This is a genomic window from Flavihumibacter petaseus NBRC 106054, from assembly GCF_000974785.1.
GTDB lineage: Bacteria > Bacteroidota > Bacteroidia > Chitinophagales > Chitinophagaceae > Flavihumibacter > Flavihumibacter petaseus.
The window spans coordinates 241,498-261,867 of record NZ_BBWV01000004.1; the positions used below are offsets into that span (position 1 = coordinate 241,498).

The window sequence follows — 20,370 nt, forward strand, 5'->3', positions numbered from 1 at the left end:
TCAGAGATTTTTTACAGCTTCTTTGAATTGCTTTCCGCGATCCTCATAGTTTTTGAAGAGATCAAAACTCGCACAGGCCGGGCTCAGCAGAACAACATCCCCCTTGTCGGAAAGCTGGAAGGCAGAATGAACTGCTTCTGCAGCGGAAGATGTATTTACCATTACCGGAACCGTATGCTGAAATGCTTCATGAATCTTACGGTTGTCAACGCCCATACAAACGATCGCTTTCACTTTCTCCTTTACGAGGTCAAGGATCAGGGAGTAATCATTCCCCTTGTCCACACCACCCAGTATAAGAATCACAGGCCTTGTCATGCTTTCCAGCGCATACCAGGTACTGTTCACGTTGGTAGCCTTGCTGTCATTTATAAACTCAACGCCGCGCACATTCGCCACGTGTTCCATACGATGCTCCAGCGCTTCAAAGCTCTGAATGGCTTCCCTGATCTTGTCCTTGCGCAATCCGATGACGGACGCCGCCAACCCTGCTGCCATGGTATTATATTGATTGTGTTTGCCTTTGAGCGCGAAGTCGTAAATACTCATTTGCAATTTTTCGTCTGCTGTTGCTACGGTCATCTGATTGTCCTTTATAAATGCACCCTGTAGAAATTCTTTTCTCATACTGGTTGGTAATAGGTTAGACTGGATCGAAAATTCATTTATATGCTGCATCGTGACCTCATCGTCCTCACAGAAGATAAAATAGTCTGATGCCTGTTGATTCATGGTTACCCGGAATTTGCTGGCGATATATTTACTAAACTGGTAGTCATACCTGTCCAGGTGATCTTCCGTAATATTGGTCAGTATTGCGATGTATGGTCGAAAAGTAACAATGTCATCCAGCTGGAAACTGCTGATCTCAGCAATGTACCAGGGCTTGGGATCCGTTGCCACCTGGCGCGCGAAACTATACCCGATATTGCCCACCAATGCACAATCCAAACCGGCGTGGCGACAAATATGATATGTTAGGGAGGTAGTAGTTGTTTTTCCGTTGCTTCCGGTAATCGCTATCACCCTGCTGTTTCCGATAAACCGGAAAGCCCATTCAATTTCACTGATCACCGGAATTCCTTTAGCTCTTAGTTGCTTGACCAGGGGATTCTTCTCCGGTATTCCCGGACTTTTGATCACCAGATCTGCTGCGAGAATCCTTCCTTCATCATGCTTTCCTTCTTCCCAATCTATTCCGGACGTTGTTAACTCCAGCTGGTGTTTCGGATTCAGGTTACCGCTATCACTCACAAAACAGGAATATCCCTGTTGTTTCGCAAGCAACGCAGCGCCAACACCACTCTCCCCGGCTCCTAATATGACAACCTGCTCTTTCATTCATTGAAAAAAGGTTTTCCACGGATCGGGGGTTCTTCAACAGTATAGGATTTCTGCACCACAAATTCCTTTACAAGGGGTTGGTTTTTCGATACTTCGTTTTAGCGGATCTTCAGGGTAACGATCGAGAAAATCACACAGAATATCGTAACGATCCAAAACCGGGTCACGATCTTACTTTCGTGATAACCTAGTTTCTGATAGTGGTGATGCAAAGGGCTCATTAAAAATATCCTTCGTCCTTCTCCATATTTCCTGCGGGTGTACTTAAAGTAACTCACCTGCAATACAACACTGAGGTTCTCCACCAGGAACACACCACAGAAAATGGGTATCAACAATTCTTTTCGAACAATAATTGCCAGTGCGGCGATAATACCTCCGAGCATCAGGCTGCCGGTATCCCCCATGAACACCTGTGCGGGATATGCATTGTACCAGAGGAAGCCGACACATGCCCCGATCATCGCACCGATAAACACACTCAACTCACCGAGATTGGGGATGTACATGATGTTCAGGTAGTCAGCCAGGATCAGGTTTCCTGATGCGTAGGCAAAAACACCCAGACATACCCCGATAATCGCACTTACGCCGGTGGCCAGTCCGTCGACTCCGTCAGTAATATTGGCACCATTCGAAACTGCTGTCACAATGAATATTACTATCACTACGTACAGCAATGTCGTCAATCCGCGCAGGGCAGCAGGCAACAATTTCGCATAGTTGAACTCATGAGACTTTACAAAAGGTATCGTCGTAATCGGTTCATCCGCCTCTACAAATGTTCTTTCCTTATCCTGAAACTTAACCGTCTTAACTTTCTCCCCTTTACTGGGGTTACCTTTATATTCCCGCCACACTTTGGTATTATCGTTGAACAGAAGCGTTAGTCCGATAATCAGACCCAAGCCGATCTGTCCCATAATCTTGAACCACCCGGCCAGTCCGTCCTTATCACCTTTCTTATATGGAATGCCCTGTTGCTGTGCGATTCTTTTTGCCCTTAGTTTGAGGTAGTCATCGATGAAACCGATTATTCCCAACCAGATCGTGGCAAAGATCATCAGGCGAACATATGCTTTCGTCAGATCAGCCAGTAATATAGTCGGCAGCAGGATAGCGAGAATAATGATGAGGCCACCCATGGTAGGCGTTCCCTTCTTTTGCTGTTCTCCTGCAAGACCAAGATCTCGTACCGATTCACCCACCTGTTTTTTCAGCAGGTATGTGATCAATTTTTTTCCAAAAACGGTTGTGATGATCAGCGAAAGGCTGACGGCCAGTAACACCCGGGAAGTGATGAACTGAAACAGTGCACTTCCCGGGAACTTTATTCCTAAAGTTTTTAACCAATCAATTAAGTGGTACAGCATGATGGTTTGTTGTCTCTGGCCTACCCACCGGTGTCCAGCCGGGGGATTTGTGTTTGTAACCGTCCTAAGATTTTTATCATTACCCTTTTCAGGGGTGCTTTTCTATTGTCATTTATCCAACAACCCGATGAAATTCTCCAGTTCCTCCTTGTCGTCAAAGTGACTCCTCACTCCTTTAATCTCCTGGTATTTCTCATGGCCTTTACCAGCGATCAGGATAATGTCTCCCGGTCCTGCCAGCGTCAGGGCTGTTCTAATAGCTTCGCGGCGATCGGCAATTGACAGGTATTTTTTCCTTCCCGCTGTATTCAATCCCGCCTCCATATCTTTCAGTATCTCTGCCGGATCTTCACTACGGGGATTGTCTGCCGTAAATATTGCCTTGTCACTGTAATCACACGCGATTTGCGCCATTACCGGCCGTTTCGCCTTATCCCTGTCTCCACCACATCCTACCACCGTAATCACTTTCTCGTCACCTTTCCGCAACTCCCTGATCGTTTTGAGTACATTTTCCAGGGCATCCGGGGTGTGTGCATAATCGACTATGCCCATGATGTGTTCCCGCGGCGTGATCACATAATCGAATCTTCCCTCTGCTCCTGTCAATACGCTCAGGCATCTGAGCACTTCCTGCCTGTCTTCCCGCATACAACTCGCTACTCCGAAAACCGCAAGCAGGTTGTAGGCATTGAACTCTCCGATCAACCTGAAATGAACTTCCTGGTCATTGATGGTCATGATCAGACCCGTGAGACCATTCTCCAGGATCTTGCCTTTGAATTCCGCCACCGACCGCAAACTGTAATAGTATGCATTGGCAACGGTATTCTGCAACATCACCTGGCCCCGTTTGTCATCAAGATTACTGATGGCGAAAGCCTGGGGTGGCAACTGGTCAAAGAACATTTTTTTTACCCGGATGTATTCATCGAATGTTTCGTGATAATCAAGATGATCATGCGTGATATTCGTAAATACTCCACCGGCAAATTGTAACCCTGCGATCCTTCGCTGGTGGATGGCGTGCGAGCTCACTTCCATAAAAGCAAACCTGCATCCCGCATCAACCATCTGCCTGAGTAAAGCATTGATGCTGATGGCATCGGGAGTGGTATGCGTTGCTTCGTAAACCTGCCCCGCTATCCTGTTCTGCACCGTACTCAGCAACCCGCAATCATATCCCAAAGCAGTAAAGAGCTTATACAGCAGCGTTGCCACTGTTGTTTTTCCATTGGTACCGGTAACGCCGACCAGTTGCAGCTGATGAGAGGGTTCGCCATAAAAATGGTTGGCCATCAGACCTGCTGCTTCACTGGCATTTTCTACCTGCACATAAGTGATACCATCCCTGGATTGCTCCGGGAACGTCTCACTGACGATACTGGTGGCGCCTGCCGCTATAGCCTTTTCAATGAACTGTTGTCCGTCTTGGTGCACTCCTTTTACCGCAATAAAACAATCTCCGCTGTTTACTTTCCGGGAATCCAGCTGCAATCCGTTCACAGCTGTCTGAAGATTGCCGTTAACCGATCTGATCTTCACCTGGTAAAGTATATCCTGTAGTGTCACCATCAATTCAGTACCAATTGTACGGGTTGATCTTTCTTCATCACCGATCCAGGCTGCTGGGATTGTGTAACTACCTTTCCCTTGCCTTTCACCTGCACCTTGCATTTCATTGTTTCGAGCAGGTAAACCGCATCTTTCAATCCCAAACCCCTCAGATCCGGCATCAGTTGTTTGTTGTCTGGTCTGTTTTCCAGTACGATCAGCTGATCCTTGTCTGCTACCAGATCCACCCAACCTGCGCCGTTGCTGCTGTCGCTGTAGTTATATCCAAACTGCTGCGAAACTGTCCGGATCGAACCGGCATCTCCGCTGAACCGGTATGCGCTGCTGTCTTTCGATGGCAGTGCAGCGGTAGCTGCAGGATTCTCCTGTGCATCCATGGCAAAGAGCTTGTCGGCTATTTCCCGGAAAACCGGGCCGGCAACCGCACCGCCGTAATATTTCAATGCATGTGGTTTATTTCTGATCACCACGATGCAGCTGTATTTTGGTTTGTCTGCCGGAAAATATCCAGCGAACGAAGACTGATAAATATGGTCTGCATATCCGCGATTACCATTCGCTACCAGAGCGGTGCCCGTTTTTCCGGCTATGGTATAAAATGGTGTTTGCAGGGCTTTACCGGTACCATTGGTCAATACTGATCCGAGGCAGGTACGCAACTGTTTCAGCGTTGATTCTTTAGCAATCTTTTCAATCAACACTACCGGCGCATGTTCCTTTACCACAATTCCGCTTTTCTGCACTTTTTCGATGAGGTAAGGCTGCATCATTTTGCCGTCATTGGCCACTGCATTATACAGCATCAGTGTTTGCAGCGGACTGACCAGTACCTCATAACCAAAAGCCATCCAGGGCAATGAAGTCGCACTCCATGTTTTTGATTTCGGGGTTTTGATCACAGGGTGGTTTTCCCCCATCAGATCAACGCCGGAAAAATCAGAAAACCGCAATTGCTTCAGGTGACCAATCAGTTGCATCGGGTTGCGCGAGTAATACTGGCTTGCCAGTTTCGCCATACCGACGTTGCTGCTCAGATCAAAGGCCTGTTGTACCGTCACTTCTTCCCTGCCATGGTTTTCGCTGTCGTACACTGTTCTTCCGTTCACTTTCCACACGCCCTTCTCCAGGTTCACTTTGCTACTGATCGTAACCTTACCGTCTTCCAGCAGGGAGAGCAGTGTAGCTAATTTGAAGGTAGAACCAGGTTCCGTGGCGCGGATGGCATAGTTCAGGTCTTCCCAGTATTCGCCTTCTCCTCTTTTTCCAAGATTGGCGATCGCCTTGAGTTTACCGGTAGCCACTTCCATCACCAGGCAGGTTCCCTGTTCTGCTTCATTTTCGATCATCATGCGCAAGAGGGCGTTTTCAGCGATATCCTGGATGTTCACATCAATGGTGGTGAACAGGTCATTTCCATTTTCAGGTTCTACCTCATACCCTTCCACCGGAACCGCAACCCCACCCGCAATGAACCTTACCAGGCGCTTACCAGTTTCACCTTTGAGCAGGCTGTCATAGGTTCGTTCCAGACCCACGCTCTGCGAATTTTCCCGGGCCAGCCCGATGGTGCGATTTGCCAGGAGTCCATAAGGATTCATGCGTTTGCTTTTCACTTCTGCAATGAATCCGCTTTTATTCCTGCCCTGTCGCACCAGGGGAAACTCGCGCAGTTGCTGGTAGCTGTCAAAAGGGATATTTTTCTTCAGCAGAAAATAACGGTCCTTTTTCCTGAAACCAGCCTGCAGCTGATCTTTGTAGGCAACCGCTGTCTGGTCTCTGAACAATTTCGCAAGGCAGACACTCAGTGTGTCGACATTTTCACGAAACCGCTTTCCGTTTTTTTCCTGTAGTCCATCTGCACCGAAATCGATGTAGATGTTAAAGAATGGAATCGATGTGCTCAGCATGTTACCGTCAGCGCTGTAAATGGTTCCCCGTTCGGCGTCAAGATTAACGATCCGGGTGTGGAGGCTGTCGCTTTTGCTCCGCCAGTAGTTTCCTTCTACGTTCTGTATGTAAAGAGCTTTACCTAATACGAATACTGCCAGCAGTATGATTCCCAGGAAGCAGAGATAAACTCTCCACAGTATGTCGCGTTTCACTTCCACAGGAGCCGTCGATTAGGTTTTATTTAATTCAAATCATTTCTTATCGCTTTCCGCAGTGAGGGTACTATCCACCAGAATCATTGGTGGTGTAACCAGTTCTTTTAATCCCAGGGGCTCAACGGCATGCGCCAGTTCAGTCTGTTTGCTGCGGAACATCACTTCACTTTTCATTGTCTTGAACTCATATTCCAGTTCGCGCAATTCCCTGTTTGTCCTACTGATGGATTTGATAATCTTATCGGAGTAATGGCCGTTATAGATATACAACACTGCCAGTACACTGAGGAACAACAGGAAGGGAAGGTTTTTCACCACCAGGTGATTGGTGAACCTGAAACGCTTTCCTTGTATTTTACCAGGCTGTTCCATAGTATTTTGGTAGTTCAATAGGACATTAACATTTCACAACTTCTTTGCTGCAACACGAAGCTTGGCGCTGCGTGCCCTTGGATTTATTTTCATTTCTTCCTGTGAGGGAAGAATTGGTTTTTTAGTAATTACCTGTAGCGGCTTCTCGCGGCTCACACTTTCAAAAGGATTGACATCAACTTCCTGTTCCAGTAATCCATCCTTAAAGAAATTCTTCACGAGCCTGTCTTCCAGTGAATGGAAGGTGATGATAGCCGCCCTGCCGCCGGGCTTCAACACTGAAGGCAACTGTAACAACAACTCTTTCAGTGCGCCGAGTTCGTCATTCACTTCTATGCGAAGTGCCTGGAAGACCTGGGCGAAATATTTGTTCGGGTTCCCTTTCACTACCGGTTGCAGCATCGCTTTGAACTGACTGATCGTGGTAACCTGCATTTTTTCCCGCTGCTGAACGATGGTCTTGGCCAGCGTTTTGGCATTGGTCACTTCCCCGTACCGCTCAAACAGCTTATGCAATGCTTCTTCGGAATAACCGGCGATGATGTCTTTTGCCGTAAGGGTCGACCGGTGATCCATGCGCATGTCGAGTGCTGCATCGAATCTTATGGAAAACCCGCGTTCAGCTTCATCGAACTGATGACTGCTTACACCCAGATCGGCAAGCAGGCCATCTACAGCGGCAATTTTCTGCAACCGCAGGAACCGGGACAAATGCCGGAAATTCTGTGGTATGAAAATGAGCCTCTCGTCATCCGGCAGGTTTTGCCGGGCATCCGCATCCTGATCAAAAGCGATCAGCCTGCCCGATGGCCCAAGCCTTTCCAGGATACCGCCGGAATGACCTCCGCCTCCGAAGGTGCAATCCACGTAGATACCGTCAGGTTTAATATCCAGTGCTTCTACTGATTCCCGGAAAAGTACCGGTACATGGTAGCCTTCTGATATGTCATTTGCGGCAGCCATCAGGAAACCTTTTCTGCTACAGTTGTCATCACCTGCTGCGCCAGCGAACTGAAAGCATCAGGTGAGAACGAATCAAAGAACTGTTTGTATTTGGCGGCATCCCATATTTCTATCTTATTCACTGCCGATACCAAAACGATGTCTTTATCGAGGCCAGCATGTTCTTTCAGGTTGGGCGGCAACAGAATCCTTCCTGCACTATCCGGTTCTATCTCCGTTGCTCCGTTGAGGAAATACCTCCTGAATTCACGAACTTTGGGGTCAAAATCATTCAGTTTGCTGATTTCGGTGAATATCGGCTCCCAGGTTGCCAGCGGATATAGCGTAAGGCACTTTTCGAATCCCCGGTTAACAACAAAGGTGGTTGCGTCTTCCGGCATTTGCTTTTTGAGCCCTGCCGGGAGAAGAAAGCGCCCTTTGGCGTCCAGAGTAGCTTCGTATTCGCCTAGAAAACCTTTCATTGATATGTAAACGCCCCAAAACTGACATTTATTACCACAAAATAACACTTTTTCCCACGAACGGGACAAATTTTGGAACCTTTATTTTTTCCACAACGGGTTTTTTCATGCAATGCAACGTAGTTCTACGTTTTACCACTTTCTCCACAGTAAGAATGGCACAACAAGGTGGATATCATGTGAATTACTGTTGATAACCCGTGAATAGCACAAAACGCCTTCATGAAGTCTGCTCCCAACCATCCAAAATCAATATCCATTGCAGCGTACCAATATGCGCTGCCCGACAACCGGATAGCTTCTTTCCCCCTCTCCGACCGCGATGCCAGTAAACTGTTGGTCTTCCGTGAGGGAAATATCCGTGACGGACAATACCGTGACCTTCCTGCTGAAATTCCTTCGGGATATCTTCTGGTATTCAACCAGACCCGGGTGGTTCGGGCGAGAATGGTGTTTACGAAGCCCAGCGGCGGGCGAATTGAGGTCTTTTGCCTGGAGCCCACCAGTGATTATGCAGAGATGACTACTGCTCTTGCGCAGACCGGAAAAGTAAACTGGACCTGCCTGGTAGGCGGAGCCGCCAAGTGGAAGCCTGGAATGGTGCTGGAAAAGTCCGTATCCTTACCGGATGGTACCAGCTTAATGCTGAAAGCGTCCATCAGCCACCGGGAGCAGGAAACCTTTGTAATCCAATTCACCTGGGAGCCCGGGTATATTGCTTTCGCGGAAGTGCTGGAAGTCGCCGGCGCTATTCCCATACCACCATATCTGAAACGCGAATCGACAGAAAGTGATCTTGAACGTTACCAGACTATCTATGCCCGGGAGGAAGGGTCGGTGGCGGCGCCGACTGCGGGATTACATTTCACCCCCAACTTGCTTCAACGCCTGACGGAAAAGAATATTAATTCAGCTTTTGTCACCCTGCATGTCGGGGCAGGCACATTCAAACCTGTAAAGGCTGAGAAAATCGAAGGACATGAGATGCATGCAGAATGGATAGAAGTAGAAAAGCACGTCATTGAAACATTGCTGCATGCAGGAAATAAGGTCATCGCCGTTGGTACCACATCGCTGCGTACCCTGGAGAGTATTTACTGGATGGGATGTAAGGCTTATGCTGATCCCGATACGCCCCTCGATCAGCTGGAAGTGCATCAGTGGGATCCATATGATGGCGCTGTGCCATCACAGATGCCCGTTGAAGCCGCATTACGGGCGTTACTGCAAAGGATGGAAACAGAAAAAGCCATGAAGATTGTCAGCAAGACAAGTTTGCTGATCGCGCCCGGGTATCGCGTTCGTATGGTTGAAGCGTTGATCACTAATTTTCACCAGCCGCAATCAACATTGCTGCTGCTGGTTGCTGCAATGGTGGGAGCAGATTGGAAAAAAATATATGAACATGCATTGAAATCCGACTACCGGTTTCTGAGTTATGGAGACGGGTCGATTTTGTGGAAGTCAGCCAGTCAGTTTTAGCCTGAAGCGGGCATTTCAATAATGAAGCTGGTCCCTTTACCCAGGGCGCTTTCTACTTTGATCTTACCATGATGTGCGTCGACAATAGTTTTGACGTAACTCAGACCGAGACCAAATCCTTTTACGTTATGCAGGTTTCCCGTGTGCACGCGGTAAAATTTCTCGAAGATGCGTTTGACACTTTCTTTGGTCATACCGATCCCATTGTCTTCAATGCGGATCTGAATACCTCTCGAAGTATTGACAGTATTGATCTTTAAAACGAGATTATCCCTGGAATATTTGACTGCATTGTCTACAAGGTTGTTGATGAGGTTGGTAAAATGTACTTCATCTGCCTGTATCTCATCGTTCTTCGCCTGCAACTGAATATCCGCATGGCCGCCTTTGTTCTGAAGCTGCAGGTCAAAATTTTCCAATACCTGCTCAAGAATTGCATGAACGTGAACCGGTTTTCTATTAAGCTGAATCTCCTGCCGGTCCATTAAAGCAGCCTGAAGGATCGTCTCCACCTGCTTGTTCATTCGTTTATTTTCCTCTTTGATGATGCCGGTAAAGTATTCTCCTTTTTCCCGGTCATTAGCTACTTTTTCCGTTCGAAGGGCATCAACGGCAAGCGAGATGGTCGCGAGAGGTGTCTTAAACTCATGCGTCATATTGTTGATGAAATCATTCTTGATTTCGCTCATCTTTTTCTGACGCAACAAAGCACTGACAGTAACATAAAATGCCGCAAGCAGAATGATCGTGAAAAGGATTGCGCCTGCCAGCATCCACCGGAGTTCACGGAATACAATATGTTTCACATTAGGTACCACCACCATCATTACCTCTTCTGGCACAAGGCCTTCCATATTACTGCCCGCCGGAACCTGCAGCAGGTAAACAAATCGGCGGTTACGAATGGTATCTTCTACTACCCTGTCGAATCCACGGGAACGTAACTCGTCATAGCTGAGAAAGCCGCCTGCATCTGAACTGATCACGAATTCATACCGTGTATCATTGAGTCCGTTGGCATTGAAATTTTTTCGAAGTTTTTCATCTACTTCGTATGTCGTAAATTTTTCGGAGATGGTGGAAGGTTTCATGAGTTCCATCATCAGCTGGTCAGATGGCCATGTGATGTTAGGTCTGCTGCGACGGTTTTTAAGAGATGGCAGGGTGCCTTTCTGTTCCATTAATTCCTGCCCGGTTACAGCCATTGCCTTAATTACTTTTTCCGCAAGCTGATCCTCTTTCACTACCAACATGGAACGGAACCAGGATACCTGAATTACGATGATTCCGATTAGCGACAGAGAAACCAGTAAGATGATCAGCGGGAAAATTCTCTTCATTCTGGCAAAACTACATTTGGTTTTGAATTATTTACTTACCGCTCAGATGATAACTAACAAATTAACAGGAGTTTATCTAGCCCTGGTCGTCAAATATCAGACGCTGAATATCATCTTTATCCTGCAAACTTTTATTGTTGCATTCCTCAATATTCTATAAATTAATGCTATGACGCAAATATTACCGGCTGCGGGTGTGTTGTTGATAGCCGATCCTTTCCTGAAGGACCCCAACTTCAAAAGGACGGTAGTGTTTCTTTGCGAGCATCAGGAAGAAGGTAGTTTTGGCTTTGTTCTGAACCGGCGGTATGATTTTACGCTCGATCAGCTTATGGCAAGTGCCGAGGGAATGCCCATTACGGTTTTTTATGGTGGCCCCGTTCAACTGGACACTATCCATTTTCTGCACCGTTATCCCGAAAAAATTCCTGGTGGATTTGAAGTGACTGACGGAATTTTCTGGGGCGGGGATTTTGAAACTGCGGTCGAACTACTGAAAGCAGGGGAAATTGAGGTTTCAGGAATCCGTTTTTTCATAGGTTACTCCGGCTGGTCGGAAGGACAGTTACAAGGCGAACTGGACGAAAAGTCATGGATCACTTCTCATGGTAGCCGTAAGCTCATTTTCCACAAAAACCTTGAAGCCATCTGGAAGGATGCCTTACTTGAACTAGGTGGCGACTACCAGCAACTCGTTAATTATCCGCTCGATCCACAAATGAACTGAGCAATACAGCAAAAAGCCGGAACTTCCTGAGAAGTCCGGCTTTGCTCCTCTACTACCCCAATTCCCGATTTCAGGACAACTTCCTACAGCACAGTTCAGTCGCACGGCCATCCTTTATCTGATACAATATTAGCGCAGCGGGCAATGCTTTACCAGCGTGCTTTAACGGTACTTGTTACCGTTGTTTCACGTTCAGACAAAAAAAAACCGCAACCAATTCTGGTTGCGGTAGTATGTTGGGTTGTACCAGATCAGCTTTCTATAGCAGAAGCACCTTCCACCAGCACAGTTACCTTGTTATGAAAGACTTCCACGAAACCACCCTGAATATGAAACAGGCTATGGTCTCCTGAGGACTTGCTTTTCAGAACTTTCAACTGACCAGCTTTCAGCGCACTTACCAAGGGCGCGTGTTTCTCGAGAACTTCAAAAAGGCCATCGACCCCCGGTAACTGAACTCCGTAAACTTCGCCGCTGTACAATTTCCGTTCAGGCGTTAATATTTCTAAGTTCATAGTATTGTCCTTATCCCTGCGCCTGGGCCAGGAGTTTTTTACCTTTTTCGATCGCGTCTTCGATTGTACCTACGAGGTTGAATGCAGCTTCAGGATAATCATCCACCTCACCATCCATGATCATGTTAAAGCCACGAATAGTGTCTTCAATGCTCACAAATACACCTTTCAGACCGGTGAACTGTTCTGCCACGTGGAAGGGTTGGCTCAGGAAACGCTGCACTTTCCTTGCACGCTGAACCGTCATTTTATCTTCGTCGCTCAATTCATCCATACCGAGGATCGCGATAATGTCCTGCAGTTCCTTGTATCGCTGAAGGATCAGTTTTACGCGGTTTGCAGTATTGTAATGGGAGTCGCCCACTACCTGAGGTGAAAGGATTCTGGAAGTGGAATCCAGCGGATCCACGGCAGGGTAAATTCCAAGGTCAGCAATCTTACGGCTCAATACGGTTGTCGCATCAAGGTGAGCGAAGGTTGTAGCCGGAGCAGGGTCAGTAAGGTCATCCGCCGGAACGTAAACCGCCTGTACAGAGGTAATAGAACCGTGACGGGTAGAAGTGATCCTTTCCTGCATAAGGCCCATTTCTGTGGCCAGGGTCGGTTGATAACCTACCGCAGAAGGCATACGGCCCAACAAGGCGGATACTTCGGAACCTGCCTGGGTGAACCGGAAGATATTATCCACGAAGAACAGGATGTCTTTTCCTTTACCGGTACCATCACCATCACGGAAATATTCGGCGATGGTCAGACCACTGAGTGCCACGCGTGCACGGGCTCCAGGGGGTTCGTTCATTTGTCCGAACACGAAAGTGGCTTTAGACTCTTTCAGTTCTTCAAGGTTTACCTTGTCGAGATCCCATCCGCCTTCTTCCATGCTGTGCTTGAAAGCTTCGCCGTATTTCATGATTCCTGCTTCGATCATCTCACGCATCAGGTCATTTCCCTCACGGGTCCGCTCACCCACACCAGCAAATACGGAAAGCCCTCCATGTCCTTTCGCAATGTTGTTGATCAGTTCCTGGATAAGAACTGTTTTACCCACACCGGCACCACCGAACAGGCCGATCTTGCCACCTTTTGCATAAGGTTCGATAAGGTCAATTACCTTGATGCCCGTAAACAGTACTTCAGTTGATGTACTCAGATTTTCAAACAAAGGTGGTTTGCTGTGAATAGAGCGGCCGTTGGACTTACTTACAACGGGCAATCCGTCAATCGGGTCACCGGTAACATTGAACAATCGTCCATTGATGCCCTCTCCTACCGGCATGGTAATGGGCTTGCCCATATCAACAACTTCCATCCCTCTTACCAGTCCTTCTGTACCGTCCATTGCGATACAACGAACGCTGTCTTCTCCCAGGTGTTGCTGTACTTCGAGTACCAGTGGCTCCGCATTCTCTCTCTTAATCTCAAGAGCATTAAGGATTTCCGGTAGTTTTCCGTCGAACTGCACGTCTAGTACAGCACCGATAATTTGTTTGATCTTTCCTTTTGACATATATGAAGAACCCTTTAGGTGTGGTTTTCAAAATTTGCCGCAAAGGTAAGGGTTTTAATTATTTTTGGATGAGAACAGCCCAAAAATGAAGGTACACTCGTCCATTTTCCTGATTTTTCTGCTGGTAACAGGTTTATCGCCGTCCTGTCAGGAGGCCTCAAAAGGCCCGTCCGGACAGATAATCAGCCGCGATACAACCATCAGCACCAAATCTGCCTTTTCAACATTATTTATTGACAGCAGCTACCTGGAGCACTTTCTGGCTGACCGGCAGGTTATTGATACCGGCCGCCAGCTTTACCGGAACTTCTATAACCAGCGCAATTTTAGTCTGGCCTGGTTCGACTCCTCAGGTATTGCCGAGCAGGCGAACCTGTTCTGGAACCTTCAGGCCAATTACATTGCCTTCAGTGGCGACAGCAGCATCTATAATCCCTTCCTGCAGCAATGGGCTGATTCCGTGGGGGTTTATGGCGCCCGCGCCATCCCGGACAGCCTTCGCTCACGTATAGAACTTGAACTGACCGGGCAGTTCTTCCGGTACGCGGCAAAGGCGTACATGGGTAATCTCAAACTGAACAGCGCGGACCTGGGATGGTTCATCCCCCGTCGGAAAGTGGATATCCTGGCATTACTGGACAGTGTCAGCAACAACAAGGGCAAGGACATCAAGCACCTTGAACCGGTCAACCGGCAATATGGCCTGCTCCGCGAAGCACTGAACCGCTATTACGAAATCGAAAAACAGGGAGCATGGGATCATCTGGCTACCACTCAAAAGAAAATTACAATCGGGGATACGGGTCAGGCAGTTCTGCAGCTCAAGAGAAGGCTATTCCTTTCCGGTGATCTCGGAAAAATGGACAGTGTTCCCCTTTTTGACACTGCGCTTGCCGCGGCGGTCAGGAAATTCCAGTACCGGTATGGCCTCAGAGAAGATGGTATTGTGGGTGGCGCTACACTCCAGGAAATTAACAGACCCATTAATTACCGGATCCGGCAGATCCTGGTCAATATGGAAAGATTGCGCTGGGTACCTGACGAACCGGCAACGGATTACCTGCTGGTCAATATCCCCGAGTACCGGCTTCATGTATACGAAAAAGGACGCAACCTGGTATTTAACATGAATGTGGTGGTAGGATCAACCACACACCATTCTGTGATTTTTACCGGAAATCTGAAAAACATTGTATTTAGTCCCTATTGGTACGTTCCTCCGGGCATCCTTCAAAAAGAAGTATTACCAGGAATCAAGCGGAACAAGAATTACCTCAGCAGCCACAACATGGAATGGAACGGAGGCAACGTGCGGCAGAAGCCAGGACCAAAAAACTCCCTGGGACTGGTGAAATTCCTTTTCCCGAACAGTTACAATATTTATCTCCACGATACGCCTTCAAAAAGTCTGTTCAATGAATCCAAGCGTGATTTCAGTCATGGATGCATCCGTGTGGCTGAACCAAAAAAACTGGCTGCCTGGCTGTTGCGTGACGAGAAGAGCTGGACATCAGAAAAGATCGATGCCGCAATGCATAAAGGAAGTGAAACATGGGTTACCATAAAACAGGAACTGCCTGTTTTTATTGGTTATTTTACCGCCTGGGTGGACCGGCAGGGAAATCTGAATTTCCGGGAAGATATATACGGCCATGATAAAATCATGATGGAAAAGATGTTCCGGTAATTACTTCTTCTTTTTCCCAAACAGCCATTTCAATGTGACATTCCCCAGCGCCAGCAGCCCTGCCTTTTTGATCGAGCTAAAGGCGGCATGGGATACAGTAGTCGCCGCCTTTTTCACGAAGAAATTGCCCAGCAACGCAGATCCGGCGGTCAATGCAACGCTTGCAGCTTTATTGCTCAGGATCGGTTGTACCACACTACCAACGCCTGCCTTAAAGGCCTCCTTTGGTAACGACCGCAAATGCACTTTCAGCTCATCTTCCTGTGCTCTTATGCGCGCGCGGAGAAGAGCTTCCTCTGCCTGAAGGTCATGTACCGAATTGATATATGACAGGTCACGCCTGGGTTTCTTGTTCTCCATTGTCATCTTCCGATTTGTCAAAGAATATACGAACGACGGTGTTCGTTATGAACGGATCAAGGTATCGCTTGCGCAGCGCCAGTACCAGAACAAGCAGGATCAGGTAGAATCCGGTCACAATCCCGAACCCGTAAAAAATACTTCCGGTCACCCTGGCAAAAAAGTATCCTGCCAGAATGCTTGCCAGCAGCAGGAGAAAAAAGCCCAGAAGCAAAACAACCATGAATATTACCAGCGCAGCAGCCAGCCGCGCAATTTTCTCCGTTGCCGTCAGTTTTAGCAGCAGTACACGGTCTTCCAGGTACCGCCGTACCAATTGCTCTGTCCTTTCAAAATATCCGGTCTCCTGTTGTTCCATTTGTTATGATCAGGTGGTGGATGACGTTTTTTCTTCAAAATCATTTGCCCACTGCTTACCCTTCTCAATTGCTGATTTCACTTCATCACCTGCACTGGCGGCAGCGGACTTCAGGTCATCCAGAAATTCCTTTCCCTTTTCGGTGGTTAACAGGTATCCGATAGCTGCACCGGCGGCAGCTCCGAGTAAAAGACCAGCCAGAAATTTCGAATTACTACTCATGTTTGATTTTTTTACAGTCAGCCTGTAGCTAAAATTACGCCAACCAGTTAAATAAACCTTCCAAAAAATAGGTGGTTCGGTTTAACTTGCCTCTTATAGGAAAGGAAAAGCATGCACTTACTGGAAGTAAAGGACAGCAGAGAAATCAGACAATTTCTCGATCTGCCCAAAATGATCTACAAAAATATCCCGGAGTGGATACAACCGCTCGACAAGGACATAGAAGAAGTTTTTAATACCCGCAGGAACAAGGCTTTTCGAAATGGAAGTGCGACCCGCTGGCTGCTGATGTCTGAGGGCAACATATGTATCGGCAGGATCGCGGCATTCGTGAACAGCAGGTACAAGAACAAAGGTGACAGTGTTCCAGTTGGCGGAGTGGGCTTTTTCGAATGCATCAATGACCAGGCTGCCGCCGACCTGCTTTTGGATACCGCCGCCGCCTGGCTGCGGGAAAAAGGCATGGCGGGCATGGATGGCCCGATCAATTTTGGCGAGCGGGATAAATGGTGGGGAATGGTTACGGAAGGCTTCCAGTCGCCCCTTTATTGCATGAACTACAATCCTCCCTATTACAATACACTTTTCCGGCACTACGGCTTCCAGGTTTTCTATCACCAGTTTTGTTTCGGAATGGACCCCCTGGCCCCGCTCAATGCCAAAGTACTCCAGCGCCATCAGGCCCTCGCAACCGATCCCAACTATTCGGCTCGCCATATAGATAAGGCACAGCTTGACAAATACGCCGGGGATTTCTGTGAAGTTTACAACAAAGCATGGGCGAAACATGCGGGAAACAAAGAAATGAGCCTGCAGCAATGTAAAAAGATATTCCGGGCAATGAAACCGGTAATGGACGAGAAAATTGTGTGGTTCGCCTATTACCAGGAACAACCCATTGCGATTTTCATAAATCTGCCCGATCTCAACCAATGGTTCCGCTTCCTCCATGGCAAATTCGACCTGTTCCGTAAGCTCTGGTTCCTGTTTCTTCAAAAGACACGGACCAATAACCGGGTTGTTGGTGTTGTGTTTGGCGTGGTGCCTGAATACCAGGCAAAAGGTGTGGACAGCTATATCATCGGGGAAACTTCCAGACAACTTCACCAGATGCATTACCAGGATTATGAAATGCAATGGATCGGGGATTTCAATCCCAAAATGGTAGCTGTTGCTGAAAAGCTGACTCCTAACAAAAGCAGGATATTAACAACGTACAGGAAGTTTTTTGACCCCGGCACCCCCTTTCAGCGCCATCCCTTCCTCTGAGTAAAATTTCACTAATTTAGCCGCCATGGAACAGTTCATCGTATCCGCCAGAAAGTACCGTCCGCAGAATTTCTCCACCGTAGTGGGTCAGTCTCATATCACCACAACGCTGAAAAACGCTATCCGGAACCAGCAACTGGCGCATGCTTTCCTGTTTTGCGGTCCACGGGGAGTAGGTAAAACGACCTGTGCCCGGATCCTGGCGAAAACAATCAATTGCGAAAATCCATCAGCCGACGGGGAAGCCTGTAACAAGTGCCATTCATGCATATCCTTTAATGAAGGCAGTTCGATGAATATTCATGAACTGGATGCTGCAAGCAATAACTCTGTGGATGATATCAGGGCATTGGTAGAACAGGTACGGTTCGCACCCCAGGCCGGCAAATACAAGGTATATATCGTGGATGAGGTGCACATGCTTAGTACCAGTGCCTTCAATGCCTTCCTTAAAACACTGGAAGAGCCGCCACATTATGCCATTTTCATCCTGGCGACTACAGAAAAACACAAGATACTTCCGACAATCCTGTCCCGCTGTCAGATTTTTGATTTCAAGCGCATCACGACTGCGGATACGGTTGGGCATCTGGAAGAGATCTGTGAGAAGGAACACATTCAGGCGGAAAAAGCGGCCTTACAGGTGATCGCCCAGAAAAGTGAAGGTTGTATGCGCGATGCGCTTAGTATCCTGGACAAAATTGTCAGCTTCACCAACGGCGAACTTTCCTATGGAAATACGCTGGAACATCTGAACATCCTTGACGCTGCCTACTATTTCAAACTGATGGACTGCATGCTGGGTCAGGACCTTTCCGGCGCCATGCTATTGTATGATGATATCAACAGGAAAGGATTTGAAGGAGATCTTGTATTGAACGGGTTTGCAGAATTCCTCAGAAACCTATTGCTGTGTAAAGACAGCAGGGTTGCCGCATTGATGGAAGTTGTCGAAAGCTTTCGTCCGCAATACGAAAAAACTGCGCAACGCATAAGTGCAGGCTACCTCGTCAGCGCACTCAATATTTTGTCTGAAGCTGAGATCCAGTATAAATCGGCCCGCAACAAGAAGCTTCATGTAGAGCTCACGCTTATCCGCTTATGTTATCTTCAACAGGCGGTTGAACTTGCAGGCGGTGCCAGCCGGCAGAATACCACGGATGTCAGGCCCATGAATTTTCGTATTCTTTCTCCGATCGTACAACCGGCTGCTAAAACAGCACAACCGGCCAAACCTCATGTTGCCCCTGCCCCTGAAACGGAAAGAATAGAACCTGTCGCCAGGCAGATGGCAGCGCCTGCTGTTCCACCGGCAGCCCCAGTAACCGAACCCGGCGGAGCAGTATTGCTGGTAGATGAAAAGCTGATGGCAACAAAGCAAAAACCGGGTGGAGGAAAATTAAAGTCCCTGCAACATTTACGGCAACAGGTGAGTTCAGCTTCACAGGAACAAAAAACGCAGACGGCCATCCCGCTGACTACCGAGGGGCTCCAGGCTGCATGGCAGGAATTCGTTGCAATGTTGCGCAACAATAAGAATCCTGCAGTTCAAAGCTTTGAGTTGGCAGTGCTTCAGGTGGAGAACGACCAGCAATTCACCATTATTACTCCCAATAACCTGCAACAGAAATTCATTGACGGAGAACGCCTTCCCCTGAGCGAATTCCTGCAGCAGCGGTTTGTTAACCGTTACCTGAACTTTCAGGTGATTATTGAAGCGCGTGAAGATCTGCAAATCAAAATCGAGGTCCCCCTGAACAGCAGAGAGCGTTTCCAGCAACTGACTGAACAATTTCCTTTGATCAAAGACCTGAAAGATCGTCTGCGGCTGGAACTGGATTATTGAGATAACAGGTTCTGCCGTAAAACCTCAACAGACTTGGTTACCTTTGCGCACCATGAGCAATTCATTGCCCCACGACAGTATTACTCCTTTTGGTGAAGGACAGCTGACCAAGAAACAACAAGTTGCGGAAATGTTTGACCGGATCGCTTTCCGGTACGATTTCCTGAACCGGTTTCTAAGCGGTGGCATTGACATCTATTGGCGCCGTAAAGCCATCGCTTCGCTGAAAGAGATCAACCCACAACACATACTTGATGTAGCAACAGGTACAGCTGACCTGTCACTGATGGCCATGAAATACCTTCAGCCACAAAGCATTACAGGCATAGACATCTCTGGAGGCATGCTCGAACTGGGAAGGAAAAAAGTCTCCCGTGCCGGACTGCAGGATCGTATCCGGTTATTGCAGGCAGACGCAGAGAACCTTCCATTTGAAGACAACAGCTTTGATGCCGTTATGGTAGCATTTGGGGTACGGAATTTCGAAAACCTGCCCCGGGGTTTGAAGGAAATGCAACGGGTATTAAAACCTGGAGGAAAGCTGGTCATACTTGAATTTTCGAAACCTCGACGTGCTGTCTTCAGCAAGTTGTACCAATGGTATATGAATCGCATAACGCCAGGGATAGGCAGCATTATTTCCCGGAACCGGGAAGCATACCGGTATCTGAATGATTCCGTCAAGGCGTTCCCTGAGGGAGAAGCCCTTCAGGAAATCATCAGCGGTGCCGGGTTTTCAGATAGCCGGTTCAAGCCATTAAGCTGGTGCATAAGCACGCTCTATACGGGCTATAAACCCAAAAACCTGTTATAAACCAGGCTACTGGCAATTATTTGCCTTTTTGGCCGTTTATTTGTTAATAA

Annotated in this window: 19 protein-coding genes; 6 read left to right on the plus strand and 13 right to left on the minus strand. The window is 47.8% G+C overall.

Features of this window, described 5'->3' with window-relative positions; translation table 11 throughout:
• The 7 genes from murD to mraZ form a co-directional block, all read right to left on the minus strand.
• Positions 1-1,341 (minus strand): UDP-N-acetylmuramoyl-L-alanine--D-glutamate ligase, encoded by a 1,341-nt coding sequence (murD, locus tag FPE01S_RS20440; protein ID WP_046370946.1) that lies wholly within the window; start codon positions 1,339-1,341, stop codon positions 1-3.
• Positions 1,342-1,442: 101 nt separating this feature from the next.
• Positions 1,443-2,717: a phospho-N-acetylmuramoyl-pentapeptide-transferase gene (gene mraY, locus FPE01S_RS20445; protein ID WP_046370947.1), complete on the minus strand. Its 1,275-nt coding sequence runs from the start codon at positions 2,715-2,717 to the stop codon at positions 1,443-1,445.
• A gap of 108 nt (positions 2,718-2,825) precedes the next feature.
• A complete protein-coding gene (locus tag FPE01S_RS20450; RefSeq protein WP_046370948.1) occupies positions 2,826-4,292 on the minus strand; it encodes a UDP-N-acetylmuramoyl-L-alanyl-D-glutamate--2,6-diaminopimelate ligase in 1,467 nt (488 codons plus the stop codon).
• The gene (locus tag FPE01S_RS20455; protein WP_046370949.1) at positions 4,292-6,400 is read right to left on the minus strand and encodes a PASTA domain-containing penicillin-binding protein; all 2,109 of its coding nucleotides are present in this window, start codon (positions 6,398-6,400) and stop codon (positions 4,292-4,294) included. Before FPE01S_RS20455 ends, FPE01S_RS20450 begins: the two co-directional genes overlap by 1 nt.
• Positions 6,401-6,433: 33 nt before the next feature.
• Positions 6,434-6,769, minus strand: coding sequence for an FtsL-like putative cell division protein (locus tag FPE01S_RS20460; RefSeq protein WP_046370950.1), 336 nt, complete (start codon positions 6,767-6,769; stop codon positions 6,434-6,436).
• Between the two features lie 33 nt (positions 6,770-6,802).
• Positions 6,803-7,732 (minus strand): 16S rRNA (cytosine(1402)-N(4))-methyltransferase RsmH, encoded by a 930-nt coding sequence (rsmH, locus tag FPE01S_RS20465; protein WP_046370951.1) that lies wholly within the window; start codon positions 7,730-7,732, stop codon positions 6,803-6,805.
• Positions 7,732-8,193, minus strand: coding sequence for a division/cell wall cluster transcriptional repressor MraZ (gene mraZ, locus FPE01S_RS20470; protein WP_046370952.1), 462 nt, complete (start codon positions 8,191-8,193; stop codon positions 7,732-7,734). The genes rsmH and mraZ overlap by 1 nt, the downstream gene beginning before the upstream one ends.
• 222 nt (positions 8,194-8,415) lie before the next feature.
• On the opposite strand from mraZ, the gene FPE01S_RS20475 reads away from it, so the two are divergent.
• Positions 8,416-9,675 (plus strand): S-adenosylmethionine:tRNA ribosyltransferase-isomerase, encoded by a 1,260-nt coding sequence (locus FPE01S_RS20475; RefSeq protein WP_046370953.1) that lies wholly within the window; start codon positions 8,416-8,418, stop codon positions 9,673-9,675.
• On the opposite strand, the gene FPE01S_RS20480 is transcribed toward FPE01S_RS20475, so the two are convergent.
• On the minus strand, positions 9,672-11,015 hold the full coding sequence (locus FPE01S_RS20480; protein ID WP_046370954.1) for a sensor histidine kinase: 1,344 nt from the start codon (positions 11,013-11,015) through the stop codon (positions 9,672-9,674). The two genes, FPE01S_RS20475 and FPE01S_RS20480, sit on opposite strands and share 4 nt — an antisense overlap.
• A 169-nt stretch (positions 11,016-11,184) precedes the next feature.
• Between FPE01S_RS20480 and FPE01S_RS20490 the strand changes: the two genes are divergently transcribed.
• Complete coding sequence (locus FPE01S_RS20490; protein ID WP_046370956.1) at positions 11,185-11,742, plus strand: YqgE/AlgH family protein; 558 nt, start codon at positions 11,185-11,187, stop codon at positions 11,740-11,742.
• A gap of 251 nt (positions 11,743-11,993) precedes the next feature.
• Here FPE01S_RS20490 and atpC read toward each other — a convergent pair whose 3' ends face one another.
• Together atpC and atpD are read right to left on the minus strand one after the other, a co-directional pair.
• Positions 11,994-12,257 (minus strand): ATP synthase F1 subunit epsilon, encoded by a 264-nt coding sequence (atpC, locus tag FPE01S_RS20495; RefSeq protein WP_046370957.1) that lies wholly within the window; start codon positions 12,255-12,257, stop codon positions 11,994-11,996.
• A gap of 10 nt (positions 12,258-12,267) precedes the next feature.
• Positions 12,268-13,764 (minus strand): F0F1 ATP synthase subunit beta, encoded by a 1,497-nt coding sequence (gene atpD, locus FPE01S_RS20500; protein ID WP_046370958.1) that lies wholly within the window; start codon positions 13,762-13,764, stop codon positions 12,268-12,270.
• A gap of 85 nt (positions 13,765-13,849) precedes the next feature.
• Between atpD and FPE01S_RS20505 the strand changes: the two genes are divergently transcribed.
• On the plus strand, positions 13,850-15,451 hold the full coding sequence (locus tag FPE01S_RS20505; RefSeq protein ID WP_046370959.1) for a L,D-transpeptidase family protein: 1,602 nt from the start codon (positions 13,850-13,852) through the stop codon (positions 15,449-15,451).
• Here FPE01S_RS20505 and FPE01S_RS20510 read toward each other — a convergent pair whose 3' ends face one another.
• Genes FPE01S_RS20510 through FPE01S_RS20520 form a run of 3 tightly spaced genes read right to left on the minus strand, consistent with a single transcriptional unit; the run spans position 15,452 to position 16,391 of the window.
• Positions 15,452-15,811: a hypothetical protein gene (locus FPE01S_RS20510; RefSeq protein ID WP_046370960.1), complete on the minus strand. Its 360-nt coding sequence runs from the start codon at positions 15,809-15,811 to the stop codon at positions 15,452-15,454.
• A complete protein-coding gene (locus FPE01S_RS20515; RefSeq protein ID WP_046370961.1) occupies positions 15,786-16,169 on the minus strand; it encodes a phage holin family protein in 384 nt (127 codons plus the stop codon). Before FPE01S_RS20515 ends, FPE01S_RS20510 begins: the two co-directional genes overlap by 26 nt.
• Before the next feature lie 9 nt (positions 16,170-16,178).
• Positions 16,179-16,391, minus strand: a complete 213-nt coding sequence (locus FPE01S_RS20520; RefSeq protein ID WP_052956060.1) for a YtxH domain-containing protein — start codon at positions 16,389-16,391, stop codon at positions 16,179-16,181.
• Positions 16,392-16,502: 111 nt separating this feature from the next.
• Between FPE01S_RS20520 and FPE01S_RS20525 the strand changes: the two genes are divergently transcribed.
• From FPE01S_RS20525 to ubiE, 3 genes are read left to right on the plus strand one after another with little or no spacing between them, the layout of a single operon-like run.
• A complete protein-coding gene (locus FPE01S_RS20525) occupies positions 16,503-17,660 on the plus strand; it encodes a hypothetical protein (RefSeq protein WP_046370962.1) in 1,158 nt (385 codons plus the stop codon).
• 25 nt (positions 17,661-17,685) lie between these two features.
• Entirely contained in the window at positions 17,686-19,506 is a 1,821-nt protein-coding gene (locus FPE01S_RS20530; RefSeq protein WP_046370963.1) for a DNA polymerase III subunit gamma/tau, read from the plus strand.
• A 52-nt stretch (positions 19,507-19,558) separates the two neighbouring features.
• Positions 19,559-20,320 (plus strand): bifunctional demethylmenaquinone methyltransferase/2-methoxy-6-polyprenyl-1,4-benzoquinol methylase UbiE, encoded by a 762-nt coding sequence (ubiE, locus tag FPE01S_RS20535; protein WP_046370964.1) that lies wholly within the window; start codon positions 19,559-19,561, stop codon positions 20,318-20,320.
• Positions 20,321-20,370 lie beyond the last annotated feature (50 nt).

Bases quoted from the DNA above. Each gene is read 5' to 3' on its own strand.
- murD (WP_046370946.1), bottom strand. From the start codon at position 1,341: ATGAAAGAGCAGGTTGTCATATTAGGAGCCGGGGAGAGTGGTGTTGGC.
- mraZ (WP_046370952.1), bottom strand. From the start codon at position 8,193: ATGAAAGGTTTTCTAGGCGAATACGAAGCTACTCTGGACGCCAAAGGG.
- rsmH (WP_046370951.1), bottom strand. From the start codon at position 7,732: ATGGCTGCCGCAAATGACATATCAGAAGGCTACCATGTACCGGTACTT.
- FPE01S_RS20525 (WP_046370962.1), top strand. From the start codon at position 16,503: ATGCACTTACTGGAAGTAAAGGACAGCAGAGAAATCAGACAATTTCTC.
- ubiE (WP_046370964.1), top strand. From the start codon at position 19,559: ATGAGCAATTCATTGCCCCACGACAGTATTACTCCTTTTGGTGAAGGA.
- mraY (WP_046370947.1), bottom strand. From the start codon at position 2,717: ATGCTGTACCACTTAATTGATTGGTTAAAAACTTTAGGAATAAAGTTC.
- FPE01S_RS20490 (WP_046370956.1), top strand. From the start codon at position 11,185: ATGACGCAAATATTACCGGCTGCGGGTGTGTTGTTGATAGCCGATCCT.
- FPE01S_RS20450 (WP_046370948.1), bottom strand. From the start codon at position 4,292: ATGGTGACACTACAGGATATACTTTACCAGGTGAAGATCAGATCGGTT.
- FPE01S_RS20505 (WP_046370959.1), top strand. From the start codon at position 13,850: ATGAAGGTACACTCGTCCATTTTCCTGATTTTTCTGCTGGTAACAGGT.
- FPE01S_RS20460 (WP_046370950.1), bottom strand. From the start codon at position 6,769: ATGGAACAGCCTGGTAAAATACAAGGAAAGCGTTTCAGGTTCACCAAT.
- FPE01S_RS20520 (WP_052956060.1), bottom strand. From the start codon at position 16,391: ATGAGTAGTAATTCGAAATTTCTGGCTGGTCTTTTACTCGGAGCTGCC.
- FPE01S_RS20475 (WP_046370953.1), top strand. From the start codon at position 8,416: ATGAAGTCTGCTCCCAACCATCCAAAATCAATATCCATTGCAGCGTAC.
- atpC (WP_046370957.1), bottom strand. From the start codon at position 12,257: ATGAACTTAGAAATATTAACGCCTGAACGGAAATTGTACAGCGGCGAA.
- FPE01S_RS20510 (WP_046370960.1), bottom strand. From the start codon at position 15,811: ATGGAGAACAAGAAACCCAGGCGTGACCTGTCATATATCAATTCGGTA.
- FPE01S_RS20530 (WP_046370963.1), top strand. From the start codon at position 17,686: ATGGAACAGTTCATCGTATCCGCCAGAAAGTACCGTCCGCAGAATTTC.
- atpD (WP_046370958.1), bottom strand. From the start codon at position 13,764: ATGTCAAAAGGAAAGATCAAACAAATTATCGGTGCTGTACTAGACGTG.
- FPE01S_RS20515 (WP_046370961.1), bottom strand. From the start codon at position 16,169: ATGGAACAACAGGAGACCGGATATTTTGAAAGGACAGAGCAATTGGTA.
- FPE01S_RS20480 (WP_046370954.1), bottom strand. From the start codon at position 11,015: ATGAAGAGAATTTTCCCGCTGATCATCTTACTGGTTTCTCTGTCGCTA.